This window comes from Noviherbaspirillum humi (assembly GCF_900188095.1).
Lineage (GTDB): Bacteria > Pseudomonadota > Gammaproteobacteria > Burkholderiales > Burkholderiaceae_D > Noviherbaspirillum > Noviherbaspirillum humi.
On record NZ_FZOT01000001.1, the window covers coordinates 43,273 to 65,046 of the forward strand.

General features: G+C 65.0%; 24 protein-coding genes. 13 read left to right on the forward strand and 11 right to left on the reverse strand.

Annotated elements, in window-relative coordinates; all coding sequences use genetic code 11:
• Window positions 1–2 precede the first annotated feature (2 nt).
• Window positions 3–359: a hypothetical protein gene (locus tag CHB88_RS00220; protein WP_089397286.1), complete on the forward strand. Its 357-nt coding sequence runs from the start codon at window positions 3–5 to the stop codon at window positions 357–359.
• A gap of 77 nt (window positions 360–436) precedes the next feature.
• On the forward strand, window positions 437–1,288 hold the full coding sequence (locus CHB88_RS00225) for a formate dehydrogenase accessory sulfurtransferase FdhD (protein WP_089397287.1): 852 nt from the start codon (window positions 437–439) through the stop codon (window positions 1,286–1,288).
• A gap of 60 nt (window positions 1,289–1,348) precedes the next feature.
• Here CHB88_RS00225 and CHB88_RS00230 read toward each other — a convergent pair whose 3' ends face one another.
• A complete protein-coding gene (locus CHB88_RS00230) occupies window positions 1,349–2,071 on the reverse strand; it encodes a hypothetical protein (protein ID WP_143131086.1) in 723 nt (240 codons plus the stop codon).
• Window positions 2,072–2,392: 321 nt separating this feature from the next.
• Between CHB88_RS00230 and CHB88_RS00235 the strand changes: the two genes are divergently transcribed.
• Window positions 2,393–3,067 (forward strand): energy-coupling factor ABC transporter ATP-binding protein, encoded by a 675-nt coding sequence (locus CHB88_RS00235; RefSeq protein ID WP_089397289.1) that lies wholly within the window; start codon window positions 2,393–2,395, stop codon window positions 3,065–3,067.
• Window positions 3,068–3,072: 5 nt separating this feature from the next.
• On the opposite strand, the gene CHB88_RS00240 is transcribed toward CHB88_RS00235, so the two are convergent.
• Window positions 3,073–3,390, reverse strand: coding sequence for a RodZ family helix-turn-helix domain-containing protein (locus tag CHB88_RS00240; protein WP_089397290.1), 318 nt, complete (start codon window positions 3,388–3,390; stop codon window positions 3,073–3,075).
• A gap of 231 nt (window positions 3,391–3,621) precedes the next feature.
• On the reverse strand, window positions 3,622–4,320 hold the full coding sequence (locus tag CHB88_RS00245; protein WP_089397291.1) for a Crp/Fnr family transcriptional regulator: 699 nt from the start codon (window positions 4,318–4,320) through the stop codon (window positions 3,622–3,624).
• A 223-nt stretch (window positions 4,321–4,543) separates the two neighbouring features.
• On the opposite strand from CHB88_RS00245, the gene CHB88_RS00250 reads away from it, so the two are divergent.
• From CHB88_RS00250 to CHB88_RS00285, 8 genes are all read left to right on the forward strand, one after another.
• On the forward strand, window positions 4,544–6,472 hold the full coding sequence (locus CHB88_RS00250) for an AMP-dependent synthetase/ligase (protein ID WP_245844614.1): 1,929 nt from the start codon (window positions 4,544–4,546) through the stop codon (window positions 6,470–6,472).
• Between the two features lie 19 nt (window positions 6,473–6,491).
• Window positions 6,492–7,295, forward strand: coding sequence for an ABC transporter ATP-binding protein (locus CHB88_RS00255; RefSeq protein ID WP_089397293.1), 804 nt, complete (start codon window positions 6,492–6,494; stop codon window positions 7,293–7,295).
• Between the two features lie 362 nt (window positions 7,296–7,657).
• Entirely contained in the window at window positions 7,658–8,584 is a 927-nt protein-coding gene (locus CHB88_RS00260; RefSeq protein WP_089397294.1) for a branched-chain amino acid ABC transporter permease, read from the forward strand.
• Between the two features lie 9 nt (window positions 8,585–8,593).
• Window positions 8,594–9,670 (forward strand): branched-chain amino acid ABC transporter permease, encoded by a 1,077-nt coding sequence (locus CHB88_RS00265; protein WP_089397295.1) that lies wholly within the window; start codon window positions 8,594–8,596, stop codon window positions 9,668–9,670.
• Window positions 9,671–9,757: 87 nt separating this feature from the next.
• Window positions 9,758–11,086 (forward strand): ABC transporter substrate-binding protein, encoded by a 1,329-nt coding sequence (locus tag CHB88_RS00270; RefSeq protein ID WP_089397296.1) that lies wholly within the window; start codon window positions 9,758–9,760, stop codon window positions 11,084–11,086.
• 299 nt (window positions 11,087–11,385) lie between these two features.
• Window positions 11,386–12,195, forward strand: a complete 810-nt coding sequence (locus tag CHB88_RS00275) for an ABC transporter ATP-binding protein (protein WP_089397297.1) — start codon at window positions 11,386–11,388, stop codon at window positions 12,193–12,195.
• A gap of 29 nt (window positions 12,196–12,224) precedes the next feature.
• The gene (locus CHB88_RS00280) at window positions 12,225–13,487 is read left to right on the forward strand and encodes a phenylacetate--CoA ligase family protein (RefSeq protein WP_089397298.1); all 1,263 of its coding nucleotides are present in this window, start codon (window positions 12,225–12,227) and stop codon (window positions 13,485–13,487) included.
• Window positions 13,488–13,554: 67 nt separating this feature from the next.
• Complete coding sequence (locus CHB88_RS00285; protein WP_089397299.1) at window positions 13,555–13,953, forward strand: VOC family protein; 399 nt, start codon at window positions 13,555–13,557, stop codon at window positions 13,951–13,953.
• An 84-nt stretch (window positions 13,954–14,037) separates the two neighbouring features.
• Here CHB88_RS00285 and CHB88_RS00290 read toward each other — a convergent pair whose 3' ends face one another.
• Window positions 14,038–14,583 (reverse strand): isochorismatase family protein, encoded by a 546-nt coding sequence (locus tag CHB88_RS00290; protein WP_089397300.1) that lies wholly within the window; start codon window positions 14,581–14,583, stop codon window positions 14,038–14,040.
• The gene (locus tag CHB88_RS00295) at window positions 14,580–15,248 is read right to left on the reverse strand and encodes a TetR/AcrR family transcriptional regulator (RefSeq protein ID WP_089397301.1); all 669 of its coding nucleotides are present in this window, start codon (window positions 15,246–15,248) and stop codon (window positions 14,580–14,582) included. Before CHB88_RS00295 ends, CHB88_RS00290 begins: the two co-directional genes overlap by 4 nt.
• A gap of 111 nt (window positions 15,249–15,359) precedes the next feature.
• Between CHB88_RS00295 and CHB88_RS00300 the strand changes: the two genes are divergently transcribed.
• Entirely contained in the window at window positions 15,360–16,922 is a 1,563-nt protein-coding gene (locus CHB88_RS00300; RefSeq protein WP_089397302.1) for a 4-hydroxyphenylacetate 3-hydroxylase family protein, read from the forward strand.
• Between the two features lie 61 nt (window positions 16,923–16,983).
• Here the strand turns inward: CHB88_RS00300 and CHB88_RS00305 are convergent, their stop codons facing one another.
• Window positions 16,984–17,247, reverse strand: a complete 264-nt coding sequence (locus tag CHB88_RS00305; protein ID WP_089397303.1) for a hypothetical protein — start codon at window positions 17,245–17,247, stop codon at window positions 16,984–16,986.
• Window positions 17,248–17,486: 239 nt separating this feature from the next.
• Between CHB88_RS00305 and CHB88_RS00310 the strand changes: the two genes are divergently transcribed.
• On the forward strand, window positions 17,487–18,170 hold the full coding sequence (locus CHB88_RS00310; RefSeq protein ID WP_089397304.1) for a hypothetical protein: 684 nt from the start codon (window positions 17,487–17,489) through the stop codon (window positions 18,168–18,170).
• 147 nt (window positions 18,171–18,317) lie between these two features.
• Here CHB88_RS00310 and CHB88_RS00315 read toward each other — a convergent pair whose 3' ends face one another.
• The 5 genes from CHB88_RS00315 to CHB88_RS00335 all read right to left on the reverse strand — a co-directional run bounded on the left by CHB88_RS00315 (window position 18,318) and on the right by CHB88_RS00335 (window position 21,731).
• Window positions 18,318–18,620 carry a DUF1330 domain-containing protein gene (locus CHB88_RS00315; protein ID WP_089397305.1) on the reverse strand — a complete coding sequence of 101 codons (303 nt, stop codon included), beginning with the start codon at window positions 18,618–18,620 and terminating at the stop codon, window positions 18,318–18,320.
• A gap of 11 nt (window positions 18,621–18,631) precedes the next feature.
• On the reverse strand, window positions 18,632–19,600 hold the full coding sequence (locus CHB88_RS00320) for an NAD(P)H-dependent flavin oxidoreductase (protein WP_089397306.1): 969 nt from the start codon (window positions 19,598–19,600) through the stop codon (window positions 18,632–18,634).
• A gap of 115 nt (window positions 19,601–19,715) precedes the next feature.
• Window positions 19,716–20,621 (reverse strand): MBL fold metallo-hydrolase, encoded by a 906-nt coding sequence (locus CHB88_RS00325; protein WP_089397307.1) that lies wholly within the window; start codon window positions 20,619–20,621, stop codon window positions 19,716–19,718.
• Window positions 20,618–21,061, reverse strand: a complete 444-nt coding sequence (locus CHB88_RS00330; RefSeq protein ID WP_089397308.1) for a hypothetical protein — start codon at window positions 21,059–21,061, stop codon at window positions 20,618–20,620. Before CHB88_RS00330 ends, CHB88_RS00325 begins: the two co-directional genes overlap by 4 nt.
• Before the next feature lie 28 nt (window positions 21,062–21,089).
• Window positions 21,090–21,731 (reverse strand): 2-hydroxychromene-2-carboxylate isomerase, encoded by a 642-nt coding sequence (locus CHB88_RS00335; protein WP_089397309.1) that lies wholly within the window; start codon window positions 21,729–21,731, stop codon window positions 21,090–21,092.
• Between the last annotated feature and the right edge of the window lie 43 nt (window positions 21,732–21,774).

The window sequence follows — 21,774 nt, forward strand, 5'->3', positions numbered from 1 at the left end:
ACATGCAGAAAACCACCATCGCACTGATCGCCATGGCGCTGGCCGGCCTGTCCGGCTCGGCCCTGGCCAAGCTGCCGGCGCCGTCGGAGGAGGCCAAGGCCGCCGCCGCCCTCGCCAAGGAAAAAGCCGCCTGGGGCGACAAGGTCAGCGCCTACCAGCTGTGCAAGTCGCAGGACAAGGTCGCCGCCCAGTACCTGAAGGGCAAGAAGGACGTGAAGCCGGCCGAGACCCCGGCCTGCGCCGATCCGGGCCCCTTCGTCGCTTCCGCGCCGGCACCGGCCGCAGCTCCTGCAGCGGCGCCGGCCGCTGCGCAGCCCGCCGCCCCGGCAGCCGCTGCGCAAACCAGCGCCAAGAAGTAAACTACCCGCCATCCCGGTCCGCCGTCCGCGGCGGACCGCCTGTTTTTCCGCTCCCCTTTCATCCGGTTTCCGCCTCCATGTCGCGCCGCCCTCTCCTCTCCAGCGCCAGCATTGCCCTGACCGAAGCGGTGGAGGTGCTGGACGAGCGCGGCCGCCGCTCCACCATTTCCATCCCGGCCGAACGCCCGCTCACGGTCTACGTCGACAAGCGCGAGCTGGTGACGCTGATGACGCTCGGCGCCGCGCCGGAAATGCTGACCCTGGGCTACCTGCGCAACCAGCGCCTGGTGCGCTCGATCGACGACATCGCCTCCATCCAGGTGGACTGGCAGGTTGGCGCGGTGGCGGTCACCACCCGCGAGGGCATAGACAACATCGAGGCCCGCACCGCCAAGCGGGTGGTCACCACCGGCTGCGGCCAGGGCTCGGTGTTCGGCGAGCTGATGGATGAAGTCGACGACATCGCCCTGCCGGAAGCGGCGCGCCTGACGCAGTCGACGCTGTACCGCGTGGTGGACGCCATCCGCACCCATCCCTCGATCTACAAGCAGGCCGGCTCGGTGCACGGCTGCGGCCTGTTCTCCGCCGAGGGCGAGCTGCTGACGTTCATCGAGGACGTCGGCCGCCACAACGCGGTGGATTCCATCGCCGGGCGCATGTGGCTGGACGGCATCGCGGGCGGTGACAAGGTGTTCTACACCACCGGCCGCCTGACCTCGGAAATGGTGATCAAGGGCGCGCAGATGGGCATTCCCTTCCTGCTGTCGCGCTCGGGCACCACCCAGATGGGCCACACGGTGGCGCAGCGCGTCGGCATGACGCTGCTGGCGCGCTGCACCGGCAAGCATTTCCTGCTGCTGTCGGGGAAGGAGCGCTTCGTGTTCGAACCGGAGTGGTTCGATGCCTTGCCGGGGCTGGCGGCGCGATAGGTCTTCGACCCGATCCTCGTAAAGCGATTGGCGCCGTCTCTCGCGCTGGGTCAAGCCCCCTCACCGCATGATGTTCACATCCTCGAGGCGACGGGGAAATCCATTGAGTTCGTTGATAGCCGAGCGCAGCGTTCTTCCGGGGGTTTCCATTGGCGAAAGCCCCCAATAGAAGATCTTCATGACAAGGCCCGGGGGCAATTCAGACAATCCAGTAAGCTCTTTCACTCGTTTTACTATTTGCAACGCAACGCTACGACGTTGGACTGCTGACTCTTTGAGGGTTGTTGGGTAGGCTGCCTGCTTCTCGGCCCCACCGCTGAGGTCTGTGATCGTCAAGCCGGTTCTCGATGCGATCGACCTGAGATTACTCTTGGCGATGAACGGGCCGTTATCTTCGGGCAGGAGAACAACAGTTCCGCCTGGGACGACAACGCCAGATGCATAAAGCATTCCGATCAAGGCTTCGGTGGACTTCACGGGATCTCGCCCCCGTAATTCGGCGGGTAGAAGGCTGTTATAGGAGTCGACATCCACGAACACGGTCTGGTAAGGCATTCCTCGCTCTTTGACATTGGCCATCAACGCTTCCCAGTCGGCAGCAGTCCTCATCGAGTCGCCCGTCATATTCCACGTTCCCTTAGCCTCTGGGACCTGATCTTGCGCCCTTTGAGGCGGTGCTTCGTTGGTCTTCGTTTCACCAAGCTTGGGACCTTCAGAATTTTGTGCCACGAGCATTCGATTGGCTTGCCCTGATCCAGATGCCCCCACAGTTTCGTCAGCCATATGTTTTCTCCCAATTTGAGGCCTGATATTAGCCATTTCCAGTCGAGCAAAATTCGTACCGAAATCACTCTGGATAGTGGCTGTGGGCGTGACGTGTTGTTGTGCGCAACAGCGCAACAGGATGAGTCCTCAACGGCCGCCCCCCGACACAAGAGCGCAGTTAGGCGTTACTGGACGTGGAAACAGCCGACGGTCAGCAGGAAGCACAACCCGCACCCTGGCAGGCGGTCCAAAACATGCGCCATCGCAAGCTATCCTTTATGATGGCAGCTTGACCGGCCCTCTCGCACTCTTCTCGCGATGGCACGTTACCCTTTAGCCATGTCCCCTCTCCTCACCCTGCACCACCTGCGCAAATCCTTCGGCGAGCGCCAGCTGTTCGACATCGACCTGCTGAACATCGCCGCCGGCACCGCCTATGTGCTCACCGGCCTGAACGGCGCCGGCAAGAGCACGCTGCTGCGGGTGCTGGGCGGGCTGGAGAGCGCCGAGGCGGAGGCTGCGGCCTTCGCCGGCGAAGCGGTGCGCTTCTCGCCCTATCCGCAGGCGATGCGCGAGTCGGTGATCTATGTGCACCAGCATCCGGTGATGTTTTCCACCAGCGTCGCGGCGAATATCGCTTATGGCCTGGTGGCGCGCGGCGTGCCGCGCCAGCGTATCGATGCGCTGGTCGACGATGCCATGGCATGGGCCGGGGTGGCACATTTGCGCGACAGCCGGACGCAGACGCTGTCCGGCGGCGAAAAGCAGCGCATCGCGCTGGCGCGGGCCAAGGTGCTGCAGCCGCGCCTGCTGCTGCTGGACGAACCCACCTCCAACCTCGACGGCGCCGCCCGCGAACAGGTGCTGGCGTTGATCCCCAGCCTCACCGCCAGCGGCGCCAGCGTCATCATGGCCTGCCATGACCGCGACCTGATTGCCCTGCGCGGCGTGCACCGCCTCAAGCTCAGCGGCGGCCGCATCCAGGTGCGCGCGCAGCGCAGCCGGGTGGCCTGAACCCCTTATTTCGCCGACGTCGTGTCCGGCGTCGAGTGGTTGTTGACCTGTCCGGTGTGCGGCAGGCTGGACTGCTCCTGCTCCTTGGTGAGCGGCGTGGGATTGGCCTGGGTCGGGGTGGCTGCATTGCCGCTGCCCGTCGCCGGAGCGGTCGGCTTCATGGTGGCATCGGAGGGCGGCACCGCGCCCGGCGCCAGCGCGACCGAGCCGCTGTCGGTGTTGCCAGTGGACGAGGTGGTCGGCTTGGGCGGGGTGCCGGCCTTGTCACAGGCCGCCAAGGTGAAAGCCAGGCCCAGCGCGAGAGCGAATTCGACGATTTTCATAGTCATCCTTTCATTGCAGACTGCAATCTTTCTTTTCAGACCATGATGACGCGGCAAGGTTCTGGGTTGGGGTTCAATCCTTGATGCTTATTAATTAAGCAGGCGGGCATGATTGCCTGTGCGGCTCCGGCCACGCCTAGGTCAAGCAGAGTGGCACGCCGGCCGGCCTGGCGCCGGGGTGGGCGCTCGCCCTCGGACCTCATGGAAAGGTCCATCGATGAGAGCGTGGGCTCAGGCGTGAAATCGCCGCAGGCCCGCCACGTCCAGGATCTGGATGCCGCCGTAATCCACCTTCAGCAGGCCGGCCTTCTCCAGCACCTGCAGCGCCTGGTTGGCGCGCTGGCGCGAAGCGCCGCAGATGTAGCCGATCTCTTCCTGCGAGATCTGCAGCAGGGTATGGGTGCCGGGATAGAGGTGCTCGTTGAACAGGCTGGCGAGGCAGCGCGCCACCCGGGTATCCACGTCGAGCAGCCGATCCGATTCCACCATGCCGATGAACTGGCCAAGCCGCTCGTTGAGCTGCATCAACAGAAATCGGGTGAAGGGCAGGCTGGTGTCGAGCAGCCACATGAAGGTCTTGCTGGGCATGCGGGCGATGCGGCTGTCGCGCAGCGCCACCGCGTCGTACTTGCGGACCTCCTGCTTGAGCAGGGTGCCCTCTCCGAACCAGGCGCCGGCGGCGAGGCCTGTGAAGGTGACGGATTTGCCTTCGGGCGACAGGTTGGTGATCTTCACCAGCCCTTCCACCACGCCGATCCAGCTGTCCACCATCTCGCCCTTGCGGCAGACGAAGCCGCCCTTGGGCACGAACTGCTCCACCGTCTCGACCTCGACGCGGGCCATCTGCTCCGGCGTGAGCTGTCGGGCCCAGATCGTGTCGCGCAGCCGTTCCCGGAAGGAAGGCGCGGGGGAAAGCGTGGAGCCAGTCATGAGCCAGGTTGCTATCGGGTCGGTTTATCAGTAGATTGTCAGCAGGATGACAGCGTGCCTCGATGCCGCTGCCCTAGTATCGACAAAAACACAAACAGGAGACATTGTAAGCGCAGACGATGCCGCGCTCCACGCCGGCACCTCGCGCTTGCGGTTCCAGTCTCCACCGATTCTCTGCAGTCCGAACACGGAAAGAGTGAAGATGGTGGATGAGACGACCGGCATGACCTTCCCCCGGATCCTGCTGCGCCATGCGCAGGTCCGGCCGGAACGGCCCGCCTACCGCGAAAAGGATCTGGGCATCTGGCAGACGGTCAGCTGGGCCCGGACCGCCGAGGAAGTGCGTGCGCTGGCTTGCGGCCTCGCCGCGATGGGCTTCAGGCGCGGCATGAACCTGGCAATCATCGGCGACAACCGGCCGCGCCTGTACTGGGCGATGATCGCGGCGCAATGCCTGGGCGGCGTCGCCGTGCCGCTGTACCAGGATGCGCCAGCAGCCGACATGGCCTACGTGCTGGACGATGCCGAGATCGATTTCGCCGTGGCGGAAAACCAGGAGCAGGTCGACAAGCTGCTGGAGATCAAGCAGAGCGTTTCCCGCCTTTCCCACATCATCTACGAAGACCCGCGCGGCATGCGCAATTACACCCAGCCGGAACTGCATGCCTACGACCGGGTGCAGGAAATGGGGCGCGAGTTCGAGCGCGAGCATCCCGACTTCTTCCTGCGCGAGGTGGAGGCCGGCGGTCCGCAGGACGTGGCCGTCATGCTCTACACCTCCGGCACCACCGGCAAGCCCAAGGGCGTGTGCCAGACCCATGCCTCCTTCATCGCCGCCGCCACCGGCGGCGCCGGCTTCGACAAACTCAGCGAGAAGGACGACATCCTGTCCTACCTGCCGATGGCCTGGGTCGGCGACCACCTGTTTTCCTATGCCCAGGCGCTGGCGGCCGGCTTCACCGTCAACTGCCCGGAGTCGGCCGACACCGTGATGAACGACATGCGCGAGATCGGCCCCACCTATTACTTCGCGCCGCCGCGCATCTTCGAGAACATGCTGACCACCGTCATGATCCGCATGGAGGATGCCGGCTGGATCAAGCGCACCCTGTTCCACCACTACATGGAGGTGGCGCGCCGGGTCGGCGCCGACATCCTGGACGGCAAGCCGGTCGGCGCGCTCGACCGCCTGCGCTACCAGCTCGGCAAGCTTTTCGTCTACGGCCCGCTGAAGAACGTGCTCGGCCTGTCTCGGGTGCGGGTGGCTTACACCGCCGGCGCCGCCATCGGCCCCGACCTGTTCCGCTTCTACCGCTCCATTGGCGTGAACCTGAAGCAGCTGTACGGCTCCACCGAGACCTGCGCCTATGTCTGCCTGCAGCCGGACGGCAAGATCAAGTTCGACAGCGTCGGCCTGCCGGCGCCGGGCGTGGAAGTGAAGCTGGCCGACAATGGCGAAGTGCTGGTGCGCTCCGCCTCGGTCATGAGCGAATACTACAAGCGGCCCGACGCCACCGCCGAGGTAATGGACGCCGAGGGCTATTTCCATACCGGCGATGCCGGCTTTTTCGATTCCGACGGCAGCCTGAAGATCATCGACCGTGCCGCCGACGTCGGCCGCATGGCGAGCGGCCAGATGTTCGCGCCGAACTTCATCGAAAACAAGCTGAAGTTCTTTCCCTTCATCAAGGAAGCGGTCGCCTTCGGCCACGGCCGCGACATGGTGTGCGCCTTCATCAACATCGACATGGATGCGGTGGGCAACTGGGCGGAGCGGCGCGGCATCCCCTACTCCGGCTACACCGACCTGGCCGGCAAGCCCGAGACCTACGACCTGATCGCCGAATGCGTGGAAAAGGTGAACGCCGACCTGGCGGGCGAAGCGCTGATGAGCGGCACCCAGATCCACCGCTTCCTGGTGCTGCACAAGGAACTCGATCCGGACGACGACGAGCTGACCCGCACCCGAAAGGTGAGGCGCAAGTTCATTTCGGAGAAATACCGGGTGCTGATCGACGCGCTTTATACCTGCAAGGCGTCGCAGTACATCGAGACCCAGGTGAAGTTCGAGGATGGCCGGCAGGGCATGATCAGCGCCGACCTGAAGATCCGCGACGTGAAAACCCATGCGCCGATGAAGCAGGCCGCGTGAACCGAGGCGAGGACAATCCATGAGCACGGCACAGACCAGGCGGATCGGGGACGTGATCCTGAGCCTGAACAACATCTCGCTGGCCTTCGGCGGCGTGAAGGCGCTCACCGACATCTCCTTCGACGTGCGCCAGCACGAGATCCGCGCCATCATCGGCCCCAACGGCGCCGGCAAGAGCTCGATGCTCAACGTCATCAATGGCGTCTACCACCCGCAGCAGGGCGAGATCATCTTCCGGGGCAAACCGCGGCGCGGCATGAACACCTACGAGGCGGCCCGCAGCGGCATTGCCCGCACCTTCCAGAACATCGCCCTGTTCAAGGGCATGACGGTGCTCGACAACATCATGGCCGGCCGCACCCTGCGCATGAAGAGCAATTTCCTGATGCAGGCGCTGCGCTTCGGCCCGGCGGAACGGGAAGAGATCGCGCACCGGATGAAGGTGGAGGAGATCATCGACTTCCTCGAGATCCAGCACATCCGCAAGACCCCGGTCGGCCAGCTGCCCTACGGCCTGCAGAAGCGGGTCGACCTCGCCCGGGCGCTGGCGATGGAGCCGGAAATCCTGCTGCTGGACGAACCGATGGCCGGCATGAACGTGGAAGAGAAGCAGGACATGTGCCGCTTCATCCTCGACGTGAACGACCAGTTCGGCACGACGGTGGTGCTGATCGAGCACGACATGGGCGTGGTAATGGACATCAGCGACCGGGTGGTGGTGCTGGACTATGGGAAGAAGATCGGGGATGGCACGCCGGATGAGGTGAGGGGGAATGAGGAGGTGATTCGGGCGTACCTTGGTGGAGAGAAGGTGGCGGCGTAGCGCGCTCTAAGCCGGTTTTGCTTGCAAGCGCCATGTAAGGAAGGCCCTAACAACCGACTGCTTGATTCCCTCCCCTTCAAGGGGAGGGCTAGGGGCGTAGCAGGGGTTTCGCGGAGTATTGCTCCGCGCCTGCGCAGCCAGCAGCGCTTGCAAGCGCTGCTGTGGGTGGGAATGGGTTTCTGTCGCAAGTAAAGAATGTTCTTCAAGCGCGAAAGAAACCCATCCCCCTCCTAACCTCCCCCTTGAAGGGGGAGGAACGTTCTATATAGGGTGGGACGTCTTTTAGCAGTGAAACAAAAAGTCGTAGAGAACCGTAGCAAAACCTAAGACGAAAAAGCAAAGTACCAACGGAGACAACCCGCATGGCATTCTTCCTCGAAACCCTGATCGGCGGCCTGATGGCCGGCATGCTGTATGCGCTGGTGGCGCTCGGCTTCGTGCTGATCTTCAAGGCGTCCGGCGTGTTCAACTTCGCCCAGGGTGCGATGGTGCTGTTCGCGGCGCTGGCGATGGCGCGCTTCTCCGAATGGCTGCCGCGCTGGTTCGGCGTGGGCCCGGTGCTGGCCAATATCGGCGCCTTCATCATCGCCGGCGCCATCATGTTCGCCGCCGCCTGGCTGATCGAGCGGCTGGTGCTGCGCCACCTCGTCAACCAGGAAGGCGCCACCCTGCTGATGGCCACGCTCGGCATCACCTACTTTCTCGAAGGCGTTGGCCAGATCCTGTTCGGCAACGACATCTACAAGATCAACATCGGCATGCCGAAGGACCCGGTGTTCGCGTTCGAATCCACCTTCCAGGGCGGCATCCTGATCAACAAGGAAGACATCATCGCGGCCGCCATTGCCGCCGCGCTGGTGGCCGGCCTGAGCCTGTTCTTCCAGAAGACCGCCACCGGCCGCGCGCTGCGGGCGGTGGCGGACGACCATCAGGCGGCGCAGTCGATCGGCATTCCGCTCAACCGCATCTGGGTCATCGTCTGGTGCGTGGCCGGGGTGGTGGCGCTGGTGGCCGGCATGATCTGGGGCAGCAAGCTCGGCGTGCAATTCTCGCTGGCGACAGTGGCGCTGCGGGCGCTGCCGGTGGTGATCCTCGGCGGCCTGACCTCCGTGCCCGGCGCCATCCTCGGCGGCCTGATCATCGGCGTCGGCGAGAAGCTGTCCGAAGTCTATCTCGGCCCCTTCGTCGGCGGCGGCATCGAGATCTGGTTCGCCTATGTGCTGGCGCTGGTGTTCCTGCTGTTCCGGCCGCAGGGATTGTTCGGCGAGAAGATCATCGATCGAGTGTAAAGGAAACCCATGCTCTACCGCGAAAACGGCCAGTTCAAGGTCACCTACCGCGCCGACCAGCAGATCTTCCCGATCGCGCAGGACCGCGTCGCCATCGGCCTGCTGATCCTGGCAGCCTTCGTCGTGGTGCCGCTGACGGCGAGCGACTACCTGTTCCGCGCCATCCTCATCCCCTTCCTCATCTTCGCGCTGGCGGCGGTGGGCGTGAACCTGCTGGTGGGCTACTGCGGCCAGATCTCGCTCGGGTCCGGCGCCTTCATGGCGGTCGGCGCGTATGGCGCCTACAATTTTTTCGTGCGCATCCCGGACATGCCGCTGATCCCGGCGCTGATCCTCGGCGGCCTCTGCGCCACCGCTTTCGGCATCCTGTTCGGTCTGCCCAGCCTGCGGGTGCGCGGCCTCTACCTCGCGGTGGCGACGCTGGCGGCGCAGTTCTTCAGCGACTGGATGTTCCTGCGCGTGAAATGGTTCACCAACGATTCGCCGTCGGGCTCGGTATCGGTGTCGAACCTGCAGGTGTTCGGCCTGCCGCTCGACAGCGCCGTCAGCAAGTACCTGTTCTGCCTGTGCGTGCTGGCGGTCATCGGCCTGTTGGCCAAGAACCTGGTGCGCGGCGCCATCGGCCGGCAATGGATGGCGATCCGCGACATGGACGTGGCGGCGGCGGTGATCGGCATCCGGCCGATGTCCGCCAAGCTCTCGGCCTTCGCCATCAGCTCCTTCATCATCGGCGTGGCCGGCGCGCTGTGGGGCTTCGTCTACCTCGGCTCGTGGGAGCCGGCTGCCTTCTCGGTGGACCAGTCCTTCCGCCTGCTGTTCATGGTGATCATCGGCGGCATGGGCTCCATTCTCGGCAGCTTTCTGGGCGCGGCCTTCATCGTGGTGCTGCCGATCCTGCTGAGCCAGATGCTGCCGCTGCTGGCCGGGACGGTGGGGCTGAGCATCTCCACCGCCACCATCTCGCATATCGAACTGATGATCTTCGGCGGTCTGATCGTGTGGTTCCTGGTCGTGGAGCCTCACGGCCTGGCCAAGCTGTGGTCGGTCGGCAAGCAGAAGCTGCGGGTCTGGCCATTTCCGTACTAGCGCTGTTTTACAAGAAGAAGCTGCGGTCCGCCGCAGTCCATTGAGAGTTGGCGCCCGGGAGGCCGGGCTTGATTCGAGGAGAGACACATGAAGATGCGACACCTGGTTCTGGCATCCGCTACGCTGGCCGCGGCGGCCACGACGGTATTCACCAATGCCTACGCGCAGGCGAAGGAGCAGTACGTGCCGGTCCTGTCCTACCGCACCGGTCCCTACGCGCCCAACGGCGTGCCCTGGGCCAACGGCTTCGTCGACTACCTGAAGCTGGTGAATGCGCGCGGCGGCATCAACGGCGTCAAGATCGCCTTCGAGGAGTGCGAGACCGCCTACGACACCGCCCGCAGCGTGGAATGCTATGAGCGCCTGAAGGGCAAGGGCGCATCCTTCGTGCAGCCCCTGTCCACCGGCGCCACCTTCGCCCTGACCGAGAAGGCGCCGCAGGACAAGGTGCCGGTGGTGACCGTCGGCTACGGCCGCAGCGAGAGCGCCGACGGCACCGTGTTCAAGTGGAACTTCCCGGTGGCCGGCACCTACTGGGTCGCCGCCGACGCCATCCTGCAAGCCATCGCCAAGAAGGAAGGCGGCGGCATGGACAAGCTCAAGGGCAAGAAGATCGCCCTGGTCTACCACGACAGCCCGTTCGGCAAGGAACCGATCCCGCTGATGCAGGAACGCGCCCGCCTCAACGGCTTCGACCTGCAGCTGCTGCCGGTCACCGCGCCGGGCGTGGAGCAGAAGGCAACCTGGCTGCAGGTGCGGCAGGCGCGCCCGGACTACGTGGTGCTGTGGGGCTGGGGCGTGATGAACTCCACCGCCATCAAGGAAGCCCAGGCCACCGGCTATCCGCGCGAGAAGATGTACGGCGTCTGGTGGGCCGGCGCCGAGCCGGACGTGAAGGACGTGGCCGACGGCGCCAAGGGCTACAACGCGGTGACCATGCAGCACGGCGCCGAGCCGCAGTCCAAGGTGGTGAAGGACGTCCTGGCGATGGTGCACGACAAGGGCCAGGGCACCGGCCCGCGCGAGGAAGTCGGTCAGGTGCTGTACATGCGCGGCGCGATGAGCGCCATGATCGGCGTGGAAGGCGTGCGCGCCGCCCAGGAACGCTATGGCCGTGGCAAGGTAATGACCGGCGAGCAGGTGCGCTGGGGCCTGGAAAACCTCGACCTGACGCAGGCCAAGCTGGACGCCCTCGGCTTCGCCGGCGTCATGCGCCCGGTGAGCACCTCCTGCACCGACCACATGGGTTCCGCCTGGGCGCGCATCCATACCTGGGACGGCAAGCAGTGGAAGTTTACCTCCGACTGGATCCAGGCCGACGAGCAGATCATCAAGCCGCTGGTGAAGAACACCGCCGCGAAATACGCGCAGGAGAAGAAGCTGACGCCAAGGACGCCGGCGGAGTGTCAGAGCTGAGGAGGTTCCTTCCCCATAAAGGACACTCCTCCATAAAGGACGCCCCTCCCCCTTCAAGGGGGGAGGTTGGGAGGGGGATGGGTTTCTTTTGCAGCCAAAGGACTTTTTTTAAGCGCATCAGAAACCCATCCCCACCCACGAATGCGCTTGCAAGTGCATTCGGCTGCGCAGGCGCGGAGCAGTGCTCCGCGAAACCCCTGCTACGCTCCCAACCCTCTCCCTGAGGGAGAGGGAGTTTCTTTAGAAGAGGAAGGCGTCTCCAGTCGGGCAAGGCAGGTCAACCAACTACCCACCACACCATGCAACCCACCACCGCCATCCTCAACGTCAACGGCATCGAAGTCATCTACAACCACGTCATCCTGGTCCTGAAGGGCGTATCGCTGAAGGTGCCGGAAGGCAGCATCGTCGCCATCCTCGGCGGCAATGGCGCCGGCAAGACCACCACCCTGCGCGCCGTCAGCAACCTGCTGCGCGGCGAGCGCGGCGAAGTGACCAAGGGCAGCATCGAGCTGCGCGGGGAACGGATCGAGAACCTGTCGCCGGCCGACCTGGTGCAGCGCGGCGTGGTGCAGGTGATGGAGGGCCGCCACTGCTTCGCCCACCTCACCATCGAGGAAAACCTGCTGACCGGCGCCTACACCCGGCGCGACAAGGGCGAGGTCGCCGCCAACCTCGACAAGGTCTATACCTACTTCCCGCGCCTGAAGACGCGCCGCACCTCGCAGGCCGCCTACACCTCCGGCGGCGAGCAGCAGATGTGCGCCATCGGCCGGGCGTTGATGGCCAGTCCGCGCATGGTGCTGCTGGACGAACCGTCGATGGGCCTGGCGCCGCAGATCGTGGAGGAAGTGTTCACCATCGTGAAGGACCTGAACCAGAAGGAAAAAGTGACCTTCCTGCTGGCCGAGCAGAACACCGGCATCGCCCTGCGCTATGCCGAGTTCGGCTACATCCTGGAAAACGGCCGGGTGGTGATGGAAGGCCGCGCCGCCGACCTCGGCGCCAACGAAGACGTCAAGGAGTTCTACCTCGGCATGTCGGGCGCCGGCCGCAAGAGCTTTCGCGACATGAAGTTCTACCGCCGCCGCAAGCGCTGGCTGGCCTGATCCCTCTTCTTCTCATGCACGCAAACGCCATGTCCGATCCCACCGATCCGCTCGATCCGCTCGAAACCCGCGACCCGCAGCAGCGCGAGGAAGCTTTGATGCGCGCCCTGCCCGCCTTGGTGGCGCGGGCGCAGGCTGCACCCGGCTGGGCGCGCATCCTGCGCGACATCGACGCCGCCGCCGTCACCGGCCGCGCCGCGCTCGCCAGGCTGCCGGTGACGCGCAAGTCCGACCTGCATGCGCTGCAGCAGGCGGAGCCGCCCTTCGGCGGCCTCACCACCACGCCGGCGCGGCGGTTGCGCCACCTGTTCATGTCGCCCGGCCCGATCTTCGATCCGGAGGGAAGCGCCCAGGACTGGTGGCGCTTCGCCCGGCCGATGCGCGCCATCGGCCTGCGCGCCGGCCATGTCGTGCAGAACTGCTTTTCCTATCACTTCACGCCCGCCGCCTTCATGGCCGAGGGCGGCGCGGCCAGCCTGGGCTGCCCGGTGATCCCGGCCGGCATCGGCCAGACCGAGATGCAAGTGCAGGCGATGGCGGCGCTCAAACCGGATGCCTACGTCGGTACGCCGTCCTTCCTCAAGATCATCATCGAGAAGGCACAGGAAATGGGCGCCGACATCCGCAGCCTGCAACGGGCGCTGGTCGGCGCCGAAGCCCTGCCGCCGTCGCTGCGCGCCTGGCTGCAGGACAACGGCGTGCGGCGGGTGCTGCAGATGTACGGCTCGGCCGACATCGGCAACATCGCCTACGAAACCGAAAGCGACGGCGCGGTCAATCCCGGCATGGTCATGGACGAGGACCTGATCCTGGAAATCGTGCGCCCCGGCACCGGCGACCCGGTGCCGGAAGGCGAGGTGGGCGAGGTGGTGGTCACCTCCTTCAATCCTGATTACCCGCTGATCCGCTTCGGCACCGGCGACCTGTCTGCGGTCCTGCCGGGGCGCTCGCCCTGCGGCCGCACCAATGTGCGCATCCGCGGCTGGATGGGCCGGGCCGACCAGACGACCAAGGTGCGCGGCATGTTCGTGCATCCATCCCAGGTGGCGGAAGTGGTGCGGCGCCACCCGGAGATCGCGAAGGCGCGGCTGGTGGTGTCGGGCGAGATGGCCAACGATGTGATGACGCTGCATTGCGAACTGGCGTCGCCCTCCTCTGAGGCGGGAATGGAAGCGGCGCTGGTGGACACCATGCGCGACGTCACCAAGCTGCGCGGCGAGGTGCGCTTCGTCGGCAAGGGGGAGTTGCCCAACGACGGCAAGGTGATCGAGGATGCGCGCAGCTACAAGTAGCGATGCCCTAAGAACACAACAGTCCTTCGGCTCGCGTTACATCTGGCAATCAGCACGGGAGCGAAACATGAATCCAGTCATCCATTTCGAAATGCCCTACGAGGACCGCGAGCGCATGGCCGCCTTCTACCGTTCCGCCTTCGGCTGGCAGACGCAGATGCTAGGGCCGGAAATGGGCAATTACGTGCTGGCCACGACGACCGAGACCGAGACCGGCGACCGCGGACCGACGCAGCCGGGCGCCATCAATGGCGGCTTCTACGGCAAGCATCCGGACTGGCCGGCCCAGCATCCGTCGGTAGTGATCGGAGTGGATGACATCCGGGCGGCGATGGAGAAGGTTTCGGCGAGCGGCGGGCAGGTGCTGGGCGAGCCGATGGAAATTCCCGGCGTCGGACACTATGTGTCATTCATGGATCCGGAGGGAAACCGGGTCAGCATGCTGCAGCCGCTTCCTCGCGGCTAGCAGCCGGCAAGGAGCACGAGGCAGCTCCCGTCAAGCGCCTCTTTTGCGCTTTCCTGAAGCGCCCGTTCCGCACGGGCCGCTTGCCTACTTGATCAACGCCATCAGCTCCCGGAAGCGTGGATGGCGGCTGTCCTGCAGCCATTCGAACACCACCATCTCGCTGGTCAGAATTTCCGCGCCGGCTGCACGCGCCCGGTCGAGGGCAACCGCCTTGTTGGCCGGATCGCGCGAGCCGACGGCATCGGCGATCAGGCGCGCCGGGCGCCTGCGCGCCAGCAGGCCGAGCACCGTCTGCAGCACGCAGACATGGGCTTCGCAGCCGACAACGATGAACTGGTCGCGGTCGCCGGGAAGCGCCTCCAGGAAAGCCGGCTCGGCGCAGGCGTCGAAGCTGTCCTTCTCCACCACCTGGTTGCACAGCGCATGCAGGTCTGCCACGTTGGGGCCCAGCTTGGCCGGCGTCTGCGCCGTACCGATCACCGGCACGCCGAGCGCGCGCGCCGCCTGGGCCAGGATATGCGCGCGCTGGATCACCTGCTCGCCGGCATGAATGGCCGGCATCAGCCGCTGCTGCAGGTCGATGACGATCAGCGCCGACCGGGAAGCGTCGCACAACGCGGTGGGATTCATGGCGTCTCCTGCTGGATGAGTTTCTTCACGTAAGCCGCGAACAGCTTGCGGCCGTCCTGGCCGAACATGCGGATGCGGCCGGTATGGGTCAGCAGCAGCAGGCCGACGCAATGGCCGAACAGCGCGGTGGTTTCGCGCAGGGCGTCGGCCGGCCCGGCACCGAGTTCCGCCAGCCCCCGCTCCACGCTGGAGAGGGCATCGCGCAGGCGCTGGTTGAGGCGGTCGTTGAGTTCCGGTGTCAGGCCGAGCGGCCGCATTTCCTGGAAATAGTAGAAGCCGAGATCCAGCTCGCGCGGATTTTCCAGGTAGAAGTCGTAGAAGGCGAGCGCATGGCGCTCGACGCGGCGGCGCGGCGAACTGCTGTCGTTGCCGCCGTGATGCACGGCTTCGTTGAGGCGGTCGAGCGACTGCAGCAGCAGCTCGCCGTAGATGTCTTCCTTGCTCGGGTAATGGTTGTAGAGGGCGCTGGCGGCATAGCCTGCTTCGGCGGCGATGGCGCGCATGTTGGCGCCGAGCAGCCCTTCCTTTTCGAACACCCGGCGCGCCGCATCCAGGATCATCTGGCGCTTGAGCTCGTTGACGGCGCGCAGCCGGGTCCCGCGCGGATGCGCCGCCGCGGCGTCTCCTTCGACGCGGTTTTCTGCGAGTGCGACTGTTTTCTTCATGCGCCGACTTTAGCATGGCGCCGCGGGTTTGCGCGGCCTCGAATGAACGTTTGACATTTCAATGAACGGCGTTCATATTTTTGCGAACATTATCCAAACAAGGAGACCGCCATGTTCATGTCGTCCGCCGAGTACCGCGAATCCCTCCGCCGCTTCAAGCCGCGCGTCTATCTCGATGGCCGGCGGGTGGAGTCGGTGGCCGACGAACCCGGCTTCGCGCCCGGCATCAATGCCCTCGGCGTGACCTACGACTATGCGCTGAAGGAGCAATACGCGCCCCTGATGCGGGCGGTGCAGCAGACCTCCGGCAAGGAAGTCAACCGCATGCTGCACATTTGCACCGAGAACGGCGACCTGCTCAACAAGCTGGAAGCGGTTCGCCTGCTGTGCCAGGAAACCGGCTGCGCCCAGCGCTATCTCGCCACCGACGCCCTCAACGCCATCTTCCAGGTGGCGCACCGCATCGACGCCGACAAGGGCACCGGCTACCGCCAGCACATCGTCAACTATATTCACGAGGTGCAGGACCGCGACCTGTCGCTCGGCATCGCCATGACCGATGCCAAGGGCGACCGCAGCAAGCGTCCGCACGAGCAGGCCAATCCCGATGCCTACCTGCACATCGTCGAGCGCAGCGCGAAGGGCATCGTCATCTCCGGCACCAAGGCCATCGTCACCGGCGCGCCCTACATGCATGAGTTCCTCGTCATGCCCTGCCGAAACATGAGCGAGCAGGATGCCGATTTCGCCGTCTGCTGCGCCGTGCCCTGCGACGCGCCGGGCCTGACCATCATCGCCCGCCCGGCGGGACGGCCGGGCGAGAAGGCGGCGCTGTTCTCCAACAAGTTCGGCCAGTCCACCGGCGTGCTGGTGTTCGACAGGGTGTTCGTGCCGTGGGAGCGGGTGTTCTATGCCGGCGAATGGGAGCACTCCAGCTTCATGACCTATCAGTACGCCACCCATCACCGCCAGACCTGCATCGCCGCCCGCGCCGGCTTCGGCGACCTGCTGATCGGCGCCGGCGCCCTGATGTGCGAAGCCAACGGCTTCGACCCGGCGAAGGAAACCCATTTGCGCGAGCAGATGGTGGAGCTGATCAAGATCACCGAAGGCTTCTATGCCTGCGGCGTGGCGGCCTCGGTCTACGCGGCCAAGGACGAGGCTTCCGGCGTGTTCGTGCCGGACGCGGTCTTCGCCAACATCGGCAAGCTGCTGCTGGCCACCCAGATCTATGACATGCACCGCATCGCCCACTACGTGTCCGGCGGCCTGATCGTCACCCTGCCCGGCCCGGATGAGGACCACAACCCGGCCACCGAGGCGGTGCTGGCCGACGTGCTGCGCGCCAATCCGGACGTGCCCTACGAAAAGCGGATACAGACCGCCCGCTTCATCGAGGACCTGACCGCCTCCTACCAGGGCGGCTGGTATTCGGTGATCAGCCTGCACGGCGGCGGCTCCCCGGCGGCGATGAAGCAGGAGATCTACCGGAACTATCCGGTGGGGAACAAGGTGGAACTGGTGGAGCGGCTGATGGAACGCGGCGTGGTGGACGACCCGCGCCGGCCGATCACGAGCAACCGCCAGCCGGGCAAGTGCTGCTCGACCGGTTGCACGGCGCCGGGGCAGCCGATGATGGTGGAGTTGCCGGTTTCGAGGAAAAAACCGGATTGAAGGAGAGAATGGATGGGGGCGGGCCTTCGGCGGCCGAGCGCCCTGCCTTTATCCGTCGGCGTCAATCCCGCTTGATGTTCTTGTCCGGCGAGACGGTGGGCGGATTGTTCACCACCTCGTCCACCCCATGCATGCCGCGCATGTCGGTATCCACCTGCCCGTTCTTCAGGTCCTCGTAGGCCTGCTTGATGTCATCCCGCTTCGGGCCCGGCTGCGACGCCTGGCTGTCCTCCGATTCGTCGCGCTCGTGCGGCATGCGCGGCGTGGATTCGTCGCGGGCGGGGCGGCTGGTCCTGACCTCGAGTTGCTTCGATGCAGTGCTCATGGCTGTCCTTGGTATCGGGTTGGCAATACCGGTTCGAACCCGCTGAGCGGCAAAGATTCCCTCAACTGAGCAGCACGGCAACTTGCCCATGCCTTCAAGCATGGCGTTTCATCCCTTTCCGGTTGCTGCCTCGTCAGCAGTGGCGCGCTCGCAGTATTGACCATTCCGGAACCCTGCTTTGACTGGCGAATTTCCTTGCAGCCGGCAAGTTTCCGGAAATACAGTTTAGTGACCCGCGTGTGTCGATCATTTTCCTGCCGCGCTCCATCAACGCGGTGTGGCCGCGGCTCTCTCTTACGGTCACAAGCATGCTGATTCCATCATCTTTTTACGGACGCTACAAAGCGGTTTTAACCCGAAGTCGCGCAAGCCTGCGTCACCTCGCGCGCGGCGGGCAATGGAATGAAGCCATCGGCGCTGAGCACGCAGTGGATACCGCAAACTGTCCGGGCCTGATCGTCCTGCATGGCCCAAGCCGGCTGCTTGGCGACAGCTCGCATTTTCATTGCTATGTTCATCTGCAGCAGATCCTCGATGCCCTATCGGATGGAGGGCTGCCTGCCGCAGTCCAGCCGGAAATCTTCCATCGATCCCTGCAGACTGCCTGGGGCGTTCTGGGCCTTCTTTCTCAGCCCAATGTGATGTGGCTTCATCCAAAAGAGCGGCATGAACCCTTCCTGAAAGCGTGCCTCCAGTATTGGGACGTTTTGCTTCAGGAAGGAGAGCGGTATTCGAATGGCTCGACTACCGGGCAGGGTTTGTGGGCCATGCACACCAACCTCAAGTATGTTCTGGCGAACAGCGGATTCAGCATCGAGCTGCTGAACGCGCCTTTACCTGCCGGCGGACTGGCGGATTTGTTGAGAAGGGGCGGCTTCGACTTCAGCGGTGCCAGTTATGAACCGGCACCCGATCGAAGTTGAAACCTGGGCGCAATACCTTGCGCCTCTTGATTGTCGATCTGCACGGGCGGGACGGCGAATCAAGGCCTCGGTTGACGGGTCTGATGTTCATCGCTTTCATCGGCATCGGTTTTCCCCCTGGATGGCGCCAAAAATAACGTGAACCGCTCAGGCCCCCTCGACGATGAACAACCGGCCGATGGAATTGGCCTGGCGTATCTCCCGCGCCCTGGTGTACTCCACCGAGTCGTACCAGGTGCGGGCCTGTTCCAGCGAAGGAAACTCCACGATCACGGTGCGCCAGCCGTCGTTGTGGCTGTCGTCGCCGCCTTCGAGCTGCACCCGCTGCCCGCCGCGCGCGATGAATTGCCCGCCGTACTGGGCGACGGCCGGAGTCGACAGCGCCCGGTAGCCTTCATAGTCGACCGGGTTGGTGACCTGGATTTCGGCCACCACGTAAGCTTTCTTCATACCGTGCTCCTTCACGTCCGGCCGCAGATACGGGCGCGGGCCGCCTCGTATTCCTGCTTCAGGCGGTCCACCACCTCGGCGACGCTCGACACGTCGTCCATCAGGCCGACACCCTGGCCGGCGCCCCAGATGTCGCGCCAGGCCTTGGCCTTGCTGCCGCCGCCGGAAGCGAAGTTCATGGTCGACTTGTCGGCGGTCGGCAGGTTGTCCGGGTCGAGGCCGGCGGCGACGATGGACTTCTTCAGGTAGTTGCCGTGCACGCCGGTGAACAGATTGGTATAGACCACGTCGGCGGCCGAGGATTCGAGGATGGCCTGGCGATAAGCTTCGTCGACATTCGATTCCCTGGTGGCCAGCCAGCGCGAGCCGATGTAGGCAAAGTCGGCGCCCATGGCCTGCGCCGCGAGGATGGCATCGCCGGTGGCGATGGAGCCGGACAGGGCGATCGGTCCCTGGAAGAACTTGCGCACCTCGCCCACCAGCGCGAACGGCGACAGCGTGCCGGCATGGCCGCCGGCGCCGGCCGCCACCAGGATCAGGCCGTCCACTCCCGCCTCCAGCGCCTTCTGTGCATGGCGGATGGAGATCACGTCGTGCATGACGATGCCGCCATAGCTGTGGATGGCATCCAGCATTTCCCTCGGCGGCGCGCGCAGGCTGGAAATGATGATGGGAATGCGATGCTTCACGCAGACTTCGACATCATGCTCGAGGCGGTTGTTGGACTGGTGCACGATCTGGTTCACCGCGATCGGCCCGATCTTCGCTTCCGGATTCCGCTCCTTGAACTCGGCCAGCTCGGCCTGGATCTCGGTCAGCCAGGTGTCGAGCAGCTCGGCCGGCCGCGCATTCAGCGCCGGGAAGGAGCCGACGATGCCGGCCTTGCACTGCGCTTTGACCAGGGCCGGGCCGCTGGCGATGAACAGCGGCGAGCCGATGACGGGAAGACTGAGGTTTTGCAGCACGGGGGGCAGGGACATGGCGGCCTCGCGGTTGTCGTGGGTTGTCGTGGAATGGGAAAGCAGATTATAAGAGCAAAAAAGAACGGTCGTGCTGGAATGCGGCGTCTAATTTTTTGCAGGCGCTGTCATTGTTTCAGGCATCGACCAGCGCGTCGCCTTCCACCGCCGCCGCGCCTGCCTTCACCAGCTGCGCCACCACCCACTCGGAAAGCGCGCCCATTTCCTTGCCGATGAAGCGTCGGTTGGTCTCTCGCAGCAGCGGCATGCCGGCAAGCATCGCCGGCACTTCCCCCAGCGGAATGCGCTTCTTGTCCAGCAGCAGGAACTTGAGCAATACCTTGGCCGCCTTGGTGGCGTTGCGCGCCGGGTCGGCTTCGAAGTAATCGAGGACGGCGTAGGCCTTCTTCAATGCCGTCCCGATGTCGGTGAACGGCGCGCCATGGCCGGGGATGACCAGCCGCACTTCGAGGCCGGCGATCAGGTCCAGGGTGGCGCGGGCATCGGCAAAGCCGGGCTGGCCTTCGAGCTCGGGGAAGATGATGCCGAAACCGTTTTCCCACAGCGCGTCGGCGGAGATGAGAATGCCTTCCTGCTCGCAGTGCAGGATGAGCGAATGCGGGTCGTGCCCGGGCGAAGCCAGCGCCCGCCAGTCGAGATCGCCCAAACGCAGCACGTCGCCCGGCGCGTAGGTGTCGTCGAAGCCGAATCGCTCGCATTGCTGGCCGGTGGCGCGATAGGTCAGCGCCTCCTCGTCCCAGTCGAGCACCTTGCCGGCCTCGTCGGCGGGAATCGTGGTGCGGCTGGCGTAGGCGCGCTGCAGCGCGGCGTTGCCGCCGCAGTGGTCGGAATGCAGGTGGGTATTGACGATGCGGTCCAGCCGCCGGCCGCCGAGCGCATGGCGCACCAGGGCCAGCGTCTGGTTTGCATGGCTGACGTAGCCGGTGTCGACGATGGCGGTCTCGTTCCGGCCGAGGAAGACGATATTGTTCGAGGACAGCCAGCCGCGCTCGAACACGCGCATCGTCGGCGGCAGCTTCATCGCTTCATCTGAAAGGCGAGGGAAATCCTGGCGAACTCCACCAGCAGGTCCTGGCTGCCGGCGTTGAAGGTGGCGAAGGCATTGCCGGTGCGCACCACCAGGCGCGGCGGGAACAGCCAGGTGAGGTAGGGAATGCCGATCATCTTGGCGCCGCGCACGTCGCGCCACTCGACCCGCTTGTCGTAGAGCCAGCTCTGGCTGATGCCGCGCTCGTCGATGGCCGTGCGGGAGCGCAGGAACCAGTAATAGCTCACGCCCAGCATCAGCGCCGAGCCTAGCAGCAGCATCTTGATGCCGAAGCCGTACTGCATGATCGGAAAGCGCAGCGCCACGCTGACGCCGTAGCCGGCGAGGACCAAGGTGACCACGGTGGCGAGCACCTTGAAGCCCGCGCTGTAGGCGGGACCGGCGACGGATTTTTCGGGTTGATAGAACTGCATGGCGATAGGAGCGATAGGAAGGTGAATGTCAGGCGGACGGCTTGGGCTGGCGCTGCTGGCCCGGCTGCACGCGCGCCGCCTCGATGAAGGCGGGTGAATCGAAGAAGGCATCGCCGCGCAGCCAGGCCTGCAGCATGTCGGTCGCGTCCAGTCCCCAGAAGATGCGATTATCCACCACCGCGGTCGGCACGCCAAACACGCCGGCGGCGATCGCCGCGTCGCCGTTGGCGCGCAACGCCTGCTTGACTTCCGGCGCCTCCAGCCGGGCCGGCTCCACCCTCATTTCCTGCAGCAGTTCCTGCCATGCCGACTCGTCGGCGGGCAGCCGGCCGTCGCGCCAGACGAAGCGGAACAGGCGCAGCACCGCCTCGCGCGTACTGCCGAGCGCCGCGCACAGGCGCAGCAGCGGCAGCGGGTTGAAGGGATGGTGCGGCGGCATCGTGATGGGGATGCCATGCCGGTGCGCCAGCCAGGCGCAATGTTCGTAGGTCCAGGTGCGCTTGGGGCCGATCTCCGCCGGCCCGCGGAAGTCCCAGTGGTTCAACAGTCCGGCGAACAGCAGCGGCCGGCAGGCAATGTCGGCCTCGCCGTCGAGCGTGTGCAGCAGCTCCGCCTGCAGGTAGGAAAACGGGGAAATGAAATCGAAATACCAGTCGACCTGCTTCTTCATGTTGCCTCCTTGGTTGGACTTGCATGTGCCCCGCCTGGCTGAG

Excerpts from the sequence above, each read along its gene's own strand:
- CHB88_RS00220 (WP_089397286.1), top strand. The coding sequence starts at position 3 with ATGCAGAAAACCACCATCGCACTGATCGCCATGGCGCTGGCCGGCCTG.
- CHB88_RS00225 (WP_089397287.1), top strand. The coding sequence starts at position 437 with ATGTCGCGCCGCCCTCTCCTCTCCAGCGCCAGCATTGCCCTGACCGAA.
- CHB88_RS00230 (WP_143131086.1), bottom strand. The coding sequence starts at position 2,071 with ATGGCTGACGAAACTGTGGGGGCATCTGGATCAGGGCAAGCCAATCGA.
- CHB88_RS00235 (WP_089397289.1), top strand. The coding sequence starts at position 2,393 with ATGTCCCCTCTCCTCACCCTGCACCACCTGCGCAAATCCTTCGGCGAG.
- CHB88_RS00240 (WP_089397290.1), bottom strand. The coding sequence starts at position 3,390 with ATGAAAATCGTCGAATTCGCTCTCGCGCTGGGCCTGGCTTTCACCTTG.
- CHB88_RS00245 (WP_089397291.1), bottom strand. The coding sequence starts at position 4,320 with ATGACTGGCTCCACGCTTTCCCCCGCGCCTTCCTTCCGGGAACGGCTG.
- CHB88_RS00250 (WP_245844614.1), top strand. The coding sequence starts at position 4,544 with ATGACCTTCCCCCGGATCCTGCTGCGCCATGCGCAGGTCCGGCCGGAA.
- CHB88_RS00255 (WP_089397293.1), top strand. The coding sequence starts at position 6,492 with ATGAGCACGGCACAGACCAGGCGGATCGGGGACGTGATCCTGAGCCTG.
- CHB88_RS00260 (WP_089397294.1), top strand. The coding sequence starts at position 7,658 with ATGGCATTCTTCCTCGAAACCCTGATCGGCGGCCTGATGGCCGGCATG.
- CHB88_RS00265 (WP_089397295.1), top strand. The coding sequence starts at position 8,594 with ATGCTCTACCGCGAAAACGGCCAGTTCAAGGTCACCTACCGCGCCGAC.
- CHB88_RS00270 (WP_089397296.1), top strand. The coding sequence starts at position 9,758 with ATGAAGATGCGACACCTGGTTCTGGCATCCGCTACGCTGGCCGCGGCG.
- CHB88_RS00275 (WP_089397297.1), top strand. The coding sequence starts at position 11,386 with ATGCAACCCACCACCGCCATCCTCAACGTCAACGGCATCGAAGTCATC.
- CHB88_RS00280 (WP_089397298.1), top strand. The coding sequence starts at position 12,225 with ATGTCCGATCCCACCGATCCGCTCGATCCGCTCGAAACCCGCGACCCG.
- CHB88_RS00285 (WP_089397299.1), top strand. The coding sequence starts at position 13,555 with ATGAATCCAGTCATCCATTTCGAAATGCCCTACGAGGACCGCGAGCGC.
- CHB88_RS00290 (WP_089397300.1), bottom strand. The coding sequence starts at position 14,583 with ATGAATCCCACCGCGTTGTGCGACGCTTCCCGGTCGGCGCTGATCGTC.
- CHB88_RS00295 (WP_089397301.1), bottom strand. The coding sequence starts at position 15,248 with ATGAAGAAAACAGTCGCACTCGCAGAAAACCGCGTCGAAGGAGACGCC.
- CHB88_RS00300 (WP_089397302.1), top strand. The coding sequence starts at position 15,360 with ATGTTCATGTCGTCCGCCGAGTACCGCGAATCCCTCCGCCGCTTCAAG.
- CHB88_RS00305 (WP_089397303.1), bottom strand. The coding sequence starts at position 17,247 with ATGAGCACTGCATCGAAGCAACTCGAGGTCAGGACCAGCCGCCCCGCC.
- CHB88_RS00315 (WP_089397305.1), bottom strand. The coding sequence starts at position 18,620 with ATGAAGAAAGCTTACGTGGTGGCCGAAATCCAGGTCACCAACCCGGTC.
- CHB88_RS00320 (WP_089397306.1), bottom strand. The coding sequence starts at position 19,600 with ATGTCCCTGCCCCCCGTGCTGCAAAACCTCAGTCTTCCCGTCATCGGC.
- CHB88_RS00325 (WP_089397307.1), bottom strand. The coding sequence starts at position 20,621 with ATGAAGCTGCCGCCGACGATGCGCGTGTTCGAGCGCGGCTGGCTGTCC.
- CHB88_RS00330 (WP_089397308.1), bottom strand. The coding sequence starts at position 21,061 with ATGCAGTTCTATCAACCCGAAAAATCCGTCGCCGGTCCCGCCTACAGC.
- CHB88_RS00335 (WP_089397309.1), bottom strand. The coding sequence starts at position 21,731 with ATGAAGAAGCAGGTCGACTGGTATTTCGATTTCATTTCCCCGTTTTCC.